Genomic DNA, 12,592 nt, shown 5'->3' with positions numbered 1-12,592 from the left:
GCCACCGAATGATCGGTGGCGGGCTTTTTTGTGGCGGCGAGGTTTAGATCGCGCCGCGCTGGCGCAACAGCTCCAGCACTTGCTTGACGCTGTCTTCCAGCGACGTGGCCTGGGTGTCGATCACCAAGTCGGCATTCAACGGCACGTCGTACGGGAAGGACTCGCCTGGGATGTTGTCCCCGCCCGCCGCGTACAGGCCTTGCGGATCACGCTCGGCGCACACCAGCGGCGAGGCCTGCACGTAGACGGTGAGCAAGCGGTCGCTGCCGATTAACGCCTTGGCCTGTTCACGGCCTTCGGCATCCGGGGCAACAAACGCGGCCAGGGTCAGCAGGCCGGCTTCGTTGAACTGACGCGCCACGTGAGCAGCACGGCGCCAGTTTTCGGTACGCCCGACGCGGTCCTGCGGCAAGCCCTTGTTCAAGTCGCGGCGCAGGTTCTGGCCATCCAGTACGAATACCGCACGGCCCATGTCAAACAGCTTGCGCTCAACCGCGTAGGCCAAGGTGCTTTTGCCGGCGCCGGACAGGCCGCTGAACAACACGGTAGCCGGTTGCTGGCCGAAGCGTTGGGCGCGCTCTTCGGTGGCTACATGAGCAAGGCGGCCGTGTTGCGCAGCGCCACCATGGCCCACCGGCGGCGCAATAATCATGCCCGCAGCCACAGTACCGTTGGTCAAACGGTCGATGACGATAAACGCACCAGTGGTGCGGTTGCTGTCATAGCCATCCAACGCAATGGCGGCGTCGAGGCTGACCTTGACCCGGCCAATCTCGTTCAGTTGCAGCGAACTTGCCGGGCCTTCGGCCAGGGTGTTCACGTCCACGCGGTGCACGATGCTGGTGATCGAACCCGGCACGTAGCTGGTGGCGCGCTTGATGTCATATTTCTTGCCCGGCAGCATCGGCTCTTCGGCCATCCACACCAGCATGGCGTCGAAAGCGTCGGTGACTTGCGGCACGTTGTCGGCATGCACCAACAGGTCGCCACGGGAGATGTCGATCTCGTCTTCCATGGTCAGGGTCACGGCCTGGCCTGGGCCTGCGTGTTCCAGCTCACCCTCGAAGGTGACGATGGATTTGACGCGGCTGCTCTTGCCCGACGGCAGCACCACGACTTCATCGCCCTTGTGCACGATGCCGCTGGCGAGGGTGCCGGCGAAACCACGGAAGTTCAGGTTCGGACGATTGACGTACTGCACCGGGAAACGCAGGTCGGTGTAGTTGCGGTCGTTGGCGATCTCGACGGTTTCAAGAATCTCCATCAACGACTGGCCGGTGTACCAGGGCGAACGCTCGCTCTTGTTCACCACGTTGTCGCCCTTGAGCGCCGACATCGGTACGAACGCCATGGTGCTCGGCTTGAACGCAATGCCCTCGGCAAACTTCAGGTAATCGGCCTTGATCGACTCGAACACGCTTTGGTCAAAGCCATTGATGTCCATCTTGTTGACGGCAATCACGATGTGCTTGATGCCCAGTAACGAGGCGATATAGCTGTGGCGGCGGGTCTGGGTCTGCACGCCGTAGCGGGCGTCGATCAGAATGATCGCCAGGTCACAGGTGGACGCACCGGTGGCCATGTTGCGGGTGTACTGCTCATGGCCGGGGGTATCGGCGATGATGAATTTGCGCTTGGCGGTGGAGAAGTAGCGGTAGGCAACGTCGATGGTGATGCCCTGTTCACGCTCGGCCTGCAGGCCGTCAACCAGCAAGGCCAGGTCGATATCATCGCCCGTGGTGCCGGATTTTTTCGAATCACGGGTAATGGCTTCCAGGTGATCTTCGTAGATCATCTTGGAGTCGTGCAGCAGGCGCCCGATCAGGGTGCTCTTGCCGTCGTCGACGTTGCCGCAGGTCAGGAAGCGCAACATCTCTTTGCGCTCGTGCTGGCCCAGGTAGGCGAGGATGTCCTCGCTGATCAAATCAGATTGATGCGACATTGGTGACAGCCCCTTAGAAATAACCCTGACGTTTTTTATCTTCCATCGAGCCTGCGCCATCGTGATCGATGACCCGGCCCTGGCGCTCGGAAGTTCGCGTCAGGAGCATTTCCTGAATGATGTCCGTCAGCGTCTCGGCTTCGGACTCCACCGCGCCCGTCAACGGGTAGCAGCCAAGGGTACGGAAACGTACTTTCTTTTTGACGATTCGGGCTTTGTCTTCGTCGGACAAGTGCTCGAGGATGCGGTCGTCGTCGATCATGATCAACGTGCCGTTCTTCTCGATCACGTCGCGCTCGGCGGCGAAGTACAGCGGCACAATCGGGATGCCTTCGAGGTAGATGTACTGCCAGATGTCCAGCTCGGTCCAGTTGGACAGCGGGAACACACGGATCGACTCGCCTTTGTTGACGTTGCCGTTGTAGACGTTCCACAGCTCCGGGCGCTGGTTCTTCGGGTCCCAGCGGTGTTTGCTGTCACGGAACGAGTACACACGCTCTTTGGCGCGGGACTTCTCTTCATCGCGACGGGCACCGCCGAAGGCTGCGTCGAAACCATGCTTGTCCAAGGCCTGCTTGAGGCCTTCGGTCTTCATGATGTCGGTGTGCTTGGCGCTGCCGTGGGTGAACGGGTTGATGCCCTGCGCCACACCATCAGGGTTGACGTGGGTGATCAGGTCCAGGCCCAGTTCTTCGACCATTTTGTCGCGGAACTTGTACATCTCCTGGAATTTCCAGCGGGTGTCGACGTGCATCACCGGGAACGGCAATTTGCCCGGGAAGAAGGCCTTGCGCGCCAGATGCAGCATCACGGCGGAGTCTTTACCGATCGAGTAGAGCATCACCGGGTTGTCGAACTCGGCGGCGACCTCGCGGATGATGTGGATGCTTTCCGCCTCCAGCTGTTTCAGATGCGTCAGTTTGTCGACCATGGCTACTCACGGAAAAACGATCTTATGGACGGCCAGCGGGCCGTGTTCGAGCGGGGCATGCTAGCACAGCACCTTCTTCTATTCAGGGAGCCAGCTAGATCGAAACGGTATATGAATATGCCCCTCAGTTTGGCTTGTGGTAGCTGGCTTGTCTGCTCTACAGGCACCTCAGTCATTCAGGCAAACCGAGGTGATGCAATCGCAGGCAAGCCAGCTCCCACATTTGAGCCTTGGTGTTCCTTAGATTGGGTTGGGGCAATCGATGAACAGATGTTCCAGCGCGAAACGCCGTGCCAGATAGTCACCCAGTGCCTGCACGCCATAACGCTCAGTAGCGTGATGGCCCGCAGCAATAAAGCTGATGTCGTTTTCCCGCGCGCTGTGGAAGGTCTGCTCGGACGCTTCGCCGCTCAGATACAAGTCAACGCCTGCGGCAATAGCATCATCAATGTAGCCTTGGCCGCCGCCGGTGCACCAACCCACCCGGCGGATCATCTCGCTGCCTTCGATCAACAGTGGCTCGCGACCCATTACATCCTGCACGCGTCGGGCAAAATCACGCGGCGACAAGGGTTCGGCCAGGGAGCCGACCAGGCCGACGATTTTCGGGTTGCTGGGGTCCAGCGGGCCTTCGACGGTGATATCCAGCTGACGGGCGAGTTGCACGTTGTTGCCCACTTCCGGGTGCAGGTCCAGCGGCAGGTGGTAGGCCAGCAGGCTGATGTCGTGCTTGAGCAGGGTTTTCAGGCGGCGCTGCTTCATGCCGGTAATGCACGGGTTTTCGCCTTTCCAGAAATAACCGTGGTGCACCAGCACCAGGTCGGCCTGGGCTTCGACGGCGGCGTCCAGCAACGCTTGGCTGGCCGTGACGCCGCTGACAATGCGCATCACCTGCGGGCGCCCCTCGACCTGCAAGCCATTGGGGCAATAATCGGCAATTTTTGCGCTGCCAAGGTAGCGGTCCGCTTCCTCGACCAGGGTGCTAAGGGGGACAGCCATAAAAGACTCCTAAATATCCCGTTCCGAGGCGCTCGCAGCCTCGTATAATGCGCGACATTATGGGCGCTATCCCGCCCCCTGCAACCTGTCAGGACTTACTTGATGCTCAAGGCACTGCGTTTTTTTGGATGGCCATTGTTGGCTGGCGTGCTGATCGCGATGCTGATTATTCAGCGTTATCCCCAATGGGTGGGCTTACCCAGCCTTGATGTGAACCTGCAACAGGCCCCACAAAGCAGCTCGGTGGTGCAAGGCCCGGTCACCTACGCCGACGCGGTGGTCATCGCCGCGCCTGCAGTGGTCAACCTGTACACCACCAAGGTCATCAATAAACCGGCGCATCCGTTGTTTGAAGACCCGCAGTTTCGCCGCTATTTCGGCGACAACGGGCCCAAGCAGCGCCGGATGGAATCCAGCCTCGGTTCCGGGGTGATCATGAGCCCGGAAGGTTACATCCTCACCAACAACCACGTGACCACCGGCGCCGACCAGATTGTAGTGGCCCTGCGCGACGGCCGTGAAACCCTGGCCCGCGTGGTCGGCAGCGACCCGGAAACCGACCTTGCGGTGCTGAAGATCGACCTCAAGAGCCTGCCCTCGATTACCATCGGCCGATCCGAAGGGCTGCGCGTCGGTGATGTCGCGCTGGCCATCGGCAACCCGTTCGGCGTCGGCCAGACCGTGACCATGGGCATCATCAGCGCCACCGGGCGTAACCAGTTGGGGCTCAACAGCTACGAAGACTTTATCCAGACTGACGCGGCGATCAATCCGGGGAACTCTGGCGGCGCATTGGTGGATGCCAATGGCAACCTGACCGGTATCAACACGGCGATTTTCTCCAAGTCCGGCGGTTCCCAGGGCATCGGCTTTGCGATCCCGGTGAAGCTGGCAATGGAAGTGATGAAGTCGATCATCGAGCACGGCCAGGTAATCCGTGGCTGGCTGGGCATCGAAGTACAGCCGTTGACCAAGGAACTGGCCGAGTCGTTCGGCTTGACCGGGCGCCCGGGCATCGTGGTGGCCGGGATCTTCCGCGACGGCCCGGCGCAGAAAGCCGGCCTGCAGTTGGGCGATGTGATCCTGAGCATCGACGGGGAACCGGCCGGTGATGGCCGCAAGTCGATGAACCAGGTGGCGCGGATCAAGCCGACCGATAAGGTGTCGATCCTGGTAATGCGCAACGGCAAAGAGATCAAGCTGTCGGCAGAGATCGGCCTGCGCCCGCCACCCGCCCCGGTGAAAGAAGAGGAATAACGGCTACGGGAGCCCGTTCGCGGGCTCCTGTTACCGAATATTTCAAAAGAAATCCATTCTCAATGGTCATGTTATATTGTTTCAATATCGCTATTGGAACGCTCTATCATGCCGTCTCAAAGATTCGCCCCCGTTGCTGGCCTGGCCTTGGGTTTGCTGCTGGACCCCGCCTACGCCGATGACAACACTGTCGAACTGGACACCATCAGCGTCACCTCCGACGCCTATGAATCCGCCACCGGCCCCGTCAAAGGCTACCGCGCCACCCGTTCCGCCAGCGCGACCAAAACTGACACCGATCTGCGCGACATCCCACAATCAATCAGCGTGATTCCTGCCACGGTGCTCGAGGACCTGGGCAGCACCAGCGTGGAACGTGCTCTGGAGTTTGCCGGCGGCGTGTCCAAGCAAAACAACTTCGGCGGCCTGACGCTTTACGAGTACAGCGTGCGCGGCTTCACCACGTCGGAGTTCTACCAGGACGGTTTCAGCGCCAACCGTGGCTACCCGAGCACCCCGGACGCGGCCAACATCGAGCGCATTGAAGTGCTCAAAGGTCCCGCAGCCAGCCTGTACGGCCGTGGCGATCCGGGCGGCACCGTGAACATTGTCACCAAGAAGCCGCAGCCCGAAGCCTTTACCACCGTGCAAACCAGTGCCGGCAGCTGGGACCGCTATCGCACCGCACTGGATGTGAACACGCCGCTGGACAGCGAAGGCCGCGTGCTGTCGCGGGTCAACCTGGCCGTGGAAGACAACCACAGCTTCCGCGATCACGTCGACGCCCAGCGCGTGTTCGTCGCGCCATCATTCAGTTGGCAGTTGGACCCCGACACCAGCCTTCTCGTAGAAAGCGAGTTCGTGCGCCACAGCTCCACCTTCGACCGGGGCATCGTCGCCAACCATGGCATGTCCCGCTCGACCTTCCTCGGCGAACCCAACGACGGCAATATCCGCAACCACAACAATCGCATCCAGGCCGCGTTGGAACATCACCTTAATGACGCCTGGAAACTGCGCCTGGCCAGCCACTACAAACAGGGCAGCCTGTGGGGTGACGCCTCGGAAAGTCGTGCGCTGAATGCCAACGGCCATACCGTTAACCGCCGCCTGCGCGAACGCTCCACCGGTTGGCACGACAGCATCACCCAGCTGGAACTGCGCGGCCAGTTCGACATCGGCAGTTGGCAGCACGAACTGTTGATCGGCGGCGAATACGAGGACTACCGCAAGAAGGAACGCGTGTCGGCGGTTGCCGGCAGCCTCTACCCCATCGACATCTATAACCCGATCTACGGCCAGACCAAACCCAACGGCGCACGCACCGGCACCGACGTCTTCGAACAGACGAAAAGCCAGGCGCTGAACCTGCAAGACCAGATCATCTTCACCGACCGCCTGCGCGGCATGCTCGGTGCGCGCTTCGAGCATGTCGAACAACGCACCGACGACTTCACCCGCAACCACGCCAAGAGCCGGCATACCCACGACGCCCTGACTCAACGCGCCGGTCTGCTCTATCAGCTAACGCCGCAAGTCGGGGTGTTCGCCAACGCGTCAACCTCGTTCAAACCCAACAACGGTGTGGATGCCGGCGGCAAATCCTTCAAGCCCGAAGAAGGCGTGGGCTATGAAGTGGGGATCAAGAGCGAGCTGTTCGACGACCGTTTGAGCACCACGCTCGCCGCCTTCCATATCGAAAAAGAAAATGTTCTGACCCAGGACCCGGCCACCCTCAACAACAGCCGCGCCATAGGCAAGGCGCGCAGCCAGGGCTTTGACCTGCAACTGAGCGGGCAAGTGACGGACGCGGTACGCGTGATCGGCGCCTTTGCCTATATCGACGCCGAAGTGACCAAGGGCGACAAATCCATCCCCACCGGCAGCCGGATTCTGGGCGTAGCCAAGCGCAGCGGCAGTCTGCTGGGTGTGTATGAATTCCAGAATGGCGCGCTGCGCGGCTCGGACCTGGGCGCGGCGTTCACCTACGTCGGTGATCGCTCCGGCGAGGCCGGCAGCCAGTTCGAACTGCCCGCCTACCACACCGTCGACCTGCTGGCGCATTACAAAGCCAGCGATAGCGTCACGGTGGGCCTGAACCTCAACAACCTATTCGACGAAAAGTACTACGAGCGCTCCTACAGCAATTACTGGGTCACTCCCGGCGAGCCGCGCAACTTCACCGTCAGCCTGACCCTTAACCTGTAAAAGGATGCCCCATGCAAGCCTTCAAATCCCTGGCCGTGATCGGCCTGCTGTTTGCCAGCCAAGTCTCGGCCCACGGCCTGTGGACCGAACAACGACGCGGCAATATCGAAGTGATCTACGGCCACGGCGCCGAAGACAATGCCTTCAAGGCGCAGAAAATCAGCGGCGCCTGGGCGTATGACGCCAGCGGCAAAATGATCCCGGTCACCGTGGAGCGCCTGGCCGACCACGCACGCCTCAAGCCACTCAAATCGCCCGCCGTTTTAGCCGTGGCGTTGGATAACGGGATGTGGTCGCAGACGCCGGACAAGAAGTGGATCAACCAGGGCCGTAGCCAAGTGCCAGGCGCGATTGAGTCGACCCAGACCTTCAAGTACAGCCTGGCGATTTACCAGCCGGGGGCGAAGCTGCCCAAACTGGATCAGATCAAGCTGCTGATCCTGCCGGAAGTCGACCCGCTGACCGTAGGGCCAGGCAAGTCACTGCCGGTGCGGGTGCTGCTGGACGGCAAACCGGCGGCGGGGATCAAGCTGGTGGGCGATTATCGCAATGCGCCGAACACCTTGAGCACTGAGACCGACAAGGACGGCCGCGCCCAGGTGCTGGTGCGTAATGAAGGGTTGAATGTGATTGCCGCGCAGGTGGAGATTCCGCTCAAGGACAACGCCGACGTGGCCACCCGCGGGCTGTTTACTTCGTTGACCTTCCTCGGTGAACCGCACCACGAATAGACCCTGAAAAACACTGTGGGAGCGGGCTTGCCCGGCTCCCACAGTTGATCTCTATCGTTTCGACACTCGGACTACAGCGCTACTGGCGCCCGCTCGCACAGCGTATTGAGCGCCACCGCCCACTGCGGCTCATCGTTCAAGCACGGCACCAACACCAACTCCTCGCCCCCTGCCTCGCGGAACTGCTCCAGCCCGCGATCACCAATCTCTTCCAGCGTCTCAATGCAGTCCGCTACAAACGCCGGACACATCACCAGCAGCTTTTTCACGCCTTGCTGGGCCAAGGTCTCCAGGCGGGCCTCGGTGTAGGGTTCGATCCACTTGGCACGGCCCAGCCGTGACTGGAACGCCACCGACCACTTGCCCTCCGGCAAGCCCATGCGCGCGGCAAAGTCGCGCGCCACGCTGAAGCACTGGGCGCGGTAGCAGGTGGCAAGCACCTCGGGCGAAGCGTTCTTGCAGCAGTCAGCATCCTTGAAGCAATGCTGGCCTGTGGGGTCGAGTTTTTTCAGATGGCGCTCAGGCAACCCATGGAAGCTCAGCAACAAGTGATCGAATTCCTGTGCCACGTACGGCCGAGCGCTGGCGACCAAGGCGTCGAGGTATTCCGGCTGATCGTAGAACGGCTGCAAGATAGAAAACTGCACGTTGAGCTTCTTGTCGCGGACCACACGCTTGGCTTCTTCGATCACCGTGGTCACGGTGCTGTCAGCGAACTGCGGATACAACGGCGCCAGGGTGACTTTTTGAATGCCTTGAGCCGCGAGGCGCGTGAGGGTGGTTTCAAGCGACGGCTCGCCGTAGCGCATCGCCAGCTCCACCGGGCCGTGGGTCCACTGCTGGGTCATTTGCGCTTGTAAGCGACGGCTCAGGACCACAAGCGGCGAACCCTCTTCCCACCAGATCGAGGCGTAGGCATGCGCCGATTGCTCAGGGCGCTTGATCAGGATCAGCGACACCAGCAAGCGCCGCACCGGCCACGGCAGGTCGATCACATAAGGGTCCATCAGGAACTGATTAAGGTAGCTGCGCACATCGGCCACCGAAGTGGACGCCGGTGAACCCAGGTTGACCAGTAACAACGCGTGATCCGTCATGCAACATCCTATGGCTAGAGGCGGCTGGACAAGTCTTCCAGTGCCGCGTGCAACTCAGTGAACTGAAAAGTGAAACCGGCGGCCAGCAACCGTTCGGGGACGGCCTTCTGCCCGCCCAGCAACAACCCGGACAACTCGCCCAGACCGACCTTCAAGGCAAACGCCGGCATCGGCATGAACGCTGGGCGGTGCAGCACCTGGCCCAGGGTGTTGGCAAACTCGCGATTACGTACCGGGTGTGGCGCGCAGGCATTATAAGGACCGCTGGCGTCGTCGTTGTGCAGAAGAAAATCAATCAGGGCGATTTGATCTTTGATATGGACCCACGGCATCCACTGCCGACCATTGCCGATCGGCCCGCCCAGCCCCAGTTTGAACGGCAGCAGCAGGCGCGACAAAAAGCCGCCCTTGGCCGCCAACACCAGGCCAGTGCGCACCAGCACCACGCGGGTGCCGAAGGCTTCGGCGCGCAACGCGGTTTCTTCCCAGGCGATGCACAGTTGGCTGGGGAAATCATCCTGCACCGGGCCACTGGCTTCGGTCAGTTCGCGCTCGCCGCCGTCGCCATACCAGCCCACTGCAGAGCCGGAAATCAACACCGCCGGCTTTTGCGCCAGGCCTTGCATCCAAGCCAGCAAGGTTTCGGTGTGGCCGATGCGGCTGCTCCACAGCAATGCCTTGCGCTTTTTGGTCCATGGGCGATCGGCAATCGGCGCGCCCGCCAGGTTGACCACCGCATCCACCGTGCCGATCACGTCTTGCAAGCGGCCAACACCGAGCACCTCGGCACCGCACCATTTGGCCACGGTATCCGGCTCGCGGCTCCACACGGTCAGGCGATGCCCTTGGGCAAGCCAGTGCAGACAGAGTTGGCGACCGATCAAGCCCGTACCGCCGGTCAGCAAAATATGCATGGGTTTCTCCTCATGTAACGTTTGCCGCCCATCGCTAGTCTATTTTATAAGCATGGATCTTTTGTAAGTGGGCGTTACGTTGGTTTCAGAGGCCGGTTCAGGCCTCCTTCTTAACCCCTCACCCTTAACCTTAGGTCACGCCGTTAGAACAGGTACGCCAAAACTTATACCAAAAAACAATATTGTACAGCTATGGGTGTCGGCGTAGTCTGTACCCAAAGGTAAAACGAGGCCCCCAATGACTGTTCCCATCGCGATCATCGGCACCGGCATCGCCGGTCTTTCCGCCGCCCGAGCGTTACGAGACGCGGGGCACGTTGTACAACTCTTCGATAAAAGCCGTGGCAGTGGTGGCCGCATGTCCAGCAAGCGCAGCGATGCCGGCGCGTTGGACATGGGCGCACAATACTTCACGGCCCGCGACCGGCGCTTCGTCAACGAAGTACAGCGCTGGCAAAGCAACGGCTGGGCCGAACAGTGGAAACCGCAGCTGTACAACTTCAAGTCCGGCCAGCTCACGCCCTCCCCCGACGAGCAGATCCGCTGGGTCGGCACGCCGCGCATGAGCGCTATTACCCGCGCACTGCTTGACGACTTGCCGGTTGAGTTCGGTTGCCGCATCACCGAAGTGTTCCAAGGCAAGCAGCACTGGAACCTGCTGGACGCCGACGGCGGCAATCATGGCCCGTTCAGCCACGTAGTCATTGCCACGCCGGCGCCCCAGGCCACCGCCCTGCTGGCCGCTGCGCCCAAGCTTGCAAGTGCCGCCGCCGGGGTGAAGATGGACCCCACCTGGGCCGTCGCGCTGGCCTTTGACACGCCGCTGGATACGCCGATGCAAGGCTGCTTTGTGCAAGACAGCCCGCTCGACTGGCTGGCGCGCAACCGCAGTAAACCCGGGCGTGACGCCACCCTCGACACCTGGGTGTTGCATGCCACCAGCGCCTGGAGCAAGGCCAATCTCGACTTGCCCAAAGAGGCGGTAATCGAACACCTGCACGGTGCCTTCGCCGAACTGCTGCACAGCGCCATGCCCGCACCGTCCTTTAGCCTGGCCCATCGCTGGCTCTACGCCAGGCCGTCGGAGCGGCATGAATTTGGCGTGCTGGCCGACGCCGACCTGGGCTTGTATGTGTGTGGTGACTGGTGCCTGTCCGGGCGGGTCGAAGGCGCGTGGCTCAGCGGCCAGGAGGCCGCACGCCGCCTGATCGAACACCTGCAATGAACCGTCTCAACCCGACGAAATTGCTGTTGTCGAAGTGGACAGCAGCACGCCCGCGCAACAAGGAAAAACACTTCCTCGTCACCGAACTGTTCCGTGATGACGAAGGCACCGTGCTCGAAATCGAGCTGCAAGCGGTCATGACCCGCCGCGCCGAACGCCTCCCGTGGCAAACCCTGCAAAATGCCGAAGACTGGCGCATGGGTTGGAAATAGCGGGCGCTGAAAATACTTATACAAATAATTTGACTTGTACAGCATCAAACCTATGATGAGATTTAGTTGTACAGAGTTATAAATCTGTATAGGAATTTCGCAGAGGGTTGAGCATGTCCAGCAGCGCAAAACCGAAGATCGCCATCAGTGCCTGCCTGCTCGGCGAAAACGTGCGCTTTAACGGCGGACACAAACAATCCCTGCTGTGCAGCCAAACGCTCGCCGACTATTTCGACTTCGTGCCGTTGTGCCCCGAAGTGGCGATCGGCCTGGGCATCCCCCGCGAACCGATTCGCCTGGTGGGCGACCCTGTCCACCCGCAGGCGGTCGGCACCGTGCACCGTGACCTCAATGTGACGCAGCCATTGGATGATTACGGCCAGCAGATGGCTGTGGAACACACAGACCTGTGCGGCTACATCTTCATGCAGAAGTCGCCGTCGTGCGGGCTGGAGCGGGTCAAGGTCTACCGCGACAACGGCACGCCCGTTGATGGCGGCGGGCGCGGCATTTATGCCCAGGCGTTTTGCGCACGCCACCCCAACCTGCCGGTGGAAGAAGACGGCCGGTTGAATGACCCGGTGCTGCGCGAGAACTTCCTCACCCGCGTGTTCGTGTACGCCAGCTGGCAAGAATTGCTGGCTGAGGGCATCACCCGTCACCGCCTGTTGGCGTTCCACGCGCGCTACAAATACCTGCTGATGGCCCACAGCCCTGTGCATTACAAAAGCCTTGGCCACCTGCTGGGCAGCATGGGCAAGAGCATCAACCTGGATGAACTGGCCGCCGGCTATTTCAGCGAGCTGATGACCGGCCTGAAAAAGTGCGCCACACGCGGCACCCACACCAATGTGCTGCAACACATCAGCGGCTACCTCAAACAAGCCATCAGCGCCGATGACAAGCAGGAAATGCAAACCGTCATCGGCCAATACCGCACCGGCATCGTGCCGCTGGTAGTGCCGCTGACCTTGCTCAAACATCACTTTCGCCAACACCCGGACCGCTACATCGCGCAGCAGGCGTACCTGCAGCCGCACCCGGAAAACCTCAGCCTGCGTAATGCGATCTAGACC

Annotated in this window: 11 protein-coding genes; 6 read left to right on the top strand and 5 right to left on the bottom strand. The window is 61.0% G+C overall.

Annotation, left to right across the window (positions count from 1 at the left end; all coding sequences use genetic code 11):
• Positions 1 to 43: 43 nt before the first annotated feature.
• The 3 genes from cysN to HX790_RS11125 all read right to left on the bottom strand — a co-directional run bounded on the left by cysN (position 44) and on the right by HX790_RS11125 (position 3,872).
• The gene (gene cysN / locus HX790_RS11135) at positions 44 to 1,942 is read right to left on the bottom strand and encodes a sulfate adenylyltransferase subunit CysN (RefSeq protein ID WP_017137613.1); all 1,899 of its coding nucleotides are present in this window, start codon (positions 1,940 to 1,942) and stop codon (positions 44 to 46) included.
• Between the two features lie 13 nt (positions 1,943 to 1,955).
• The gene (cysD, locus tag HX790_RS11130; protein ID WP_017137614.1) at positions 1,956 to 2,873 is read right to left on the bottom strand and encodes a sulfate adenylyltransferase subunit CysD; all 918 of its coding nucleotides are present in this window, start codon (positions 2,871 to 2,873) and stop codon (positions 1,956 to 1,958) included.
• Positions 2,874 to 3,113: 240 nt separating this feature from the next.
• Complete coding sequence (locus HX790_RS11125) at positions 3,114 to 3,872, bottom strand: Nif3-like dinuclear metal center hexameric protein (RefSeq protein ID WP_017137615.1); 759 nt, start codon at positions 3,870 to 3,872, stop codon at positions 3,114 to 3,116.
• Between the two features lie 102 nt (positions 3,873 to 3,974).
• On the opposite strand from HX790_RS11125, the gene algW reads away from it, so the two are divergent.
• From algW to HX790_RS11110, 3 genes are all read left to right on the top strand, one after another.
• A complete protein-coding gene (gene algW, locus HX790_RS11120) occupies positions 3,975 to 5,129 on the top strand; it encodes a Do family serine endopeptidase AlgW (RefSeq protein WP_017137616.1) in 1,155 nt (384 codons plus the stop codon).
• A gap of 108 nt (positions 5,130 to 5,237) precedes the next feature.
• Positions 5,238 to 7,337, top strand: coding sequence for a TonB-dependent siderophore receptor (locus HX790_RS11115; RefSeq protein ID WP_176991537.1), 2,100 nt, complete (start codon positions 5,238 to 5,240; stop codon positions 7,335 to 7,337).
• Positions 7,338 to 7,348: 11 nt separating this feature from the next.
• Positions 7,349 to 8,068, top strand: coding sequence for a DUF4198 domain-containing protein (locus tag HX790_RS11110; protein WP_017137618.1), 720 nt, complete (start codon positions 7,349 to 7,351; stop codon positions 8,066 to 8,068).
• A gap of 71 nt (positions 8,069 to 8,139) precedes the next feature.
• Here HX790_RS11110 and hemH read toward each other — a convergent pair whose 3' ends face one another.
• Positions 8,140 to 9,165, bottom strand: a complete 1,026-nt coding sequence (hemH, locus tag HX790_RS11105) for a ferrochelatase (protein WP_138451169.1) — start codon at positions 9,163 to 9,165, stop codon at positions 8,140 to 8,142.
• 14 nt (positions 9,166 to 9,179) lie between these two features.
• Positions 9,180 to 10,079: a TIGR01777 family oxidoreductase gene (locus HX790_RS11100; RefSeq protein WP_099549230.1), complete on the bottom strand. Its 900-nt coding sequence runs from the start codon at positions 10,077 to 10,079 to the stop codon at positions 9,180 to 9,182.
• 238 nt (positions 10,080 to 10,317) lie between these two features.
• On the opposite strand from HX790_RS11100, the gene HX790_RS11095 reads away from it, so the two are divergent.
• The 3 genes from HX790_RS11095 to HX790_RS11085 all read left to right on the top strand — a co-directional run bounded on the left by HX790_RS11095 (position 10,318) and on the right by HX790_RS11085 (position 12,589).
• Positions 10,318 to 11,304, top strand: coding sequence for an NAD(P)/FAD-dependent oxidoreductase (locus HX790_RS11095; RefSeq protein ID WP_017137621.1), 987 nt, complete (start codon positions 10,318 to 10,320; stop codon positions 11,302 to 11,304).
• A complete protein-coding gene (locus tag HX790_RS11090) occupies positions 11,301 to 11,516 on the top strand; it encodes a TIGR02450 family Trp-rich protein (protein WP_017137622.1) in 216 nt (71 codons plus the stop codon). Before HX790_RS11095 ends, HX790_RS11090 begins: the two co-directional genes overlap by 4 nt.
• A gap of 113 nt (positions 11,517 to 11,629) precedes the next feature.
• Positions 11,630 to 12,589: a DUF523 and DUF1722 domain-containing protein gene (locus tag HX790_RS11085; RefSeq protein ID WP_099549229.1), complete on the top strand. Its 960-nt coding sequence runs from the start codon at positions 11,630 to 11,632 to the stop codon at positions 12,587 to 12,589.
• Positions 12,590 to 12,592 lie beyond the last annotated feature (3 nt).

Source organism: Pseudomonas sp. IPO3747 (assembly GCF_013385245.1).
Taxonomy (GTDB): Bacteria; Pseudomonadota; Gammaproteobacteria; order Pseudomonadales; family Pseudomonadaceae; genus Aquipseudomonas; species Aquipseudomonas edaphica.
The sequence above is the reverse complement of the archived record's forward strand: the minus strand, read 5'-3'. Positions and strand labels throughout refer to the sequence as shown.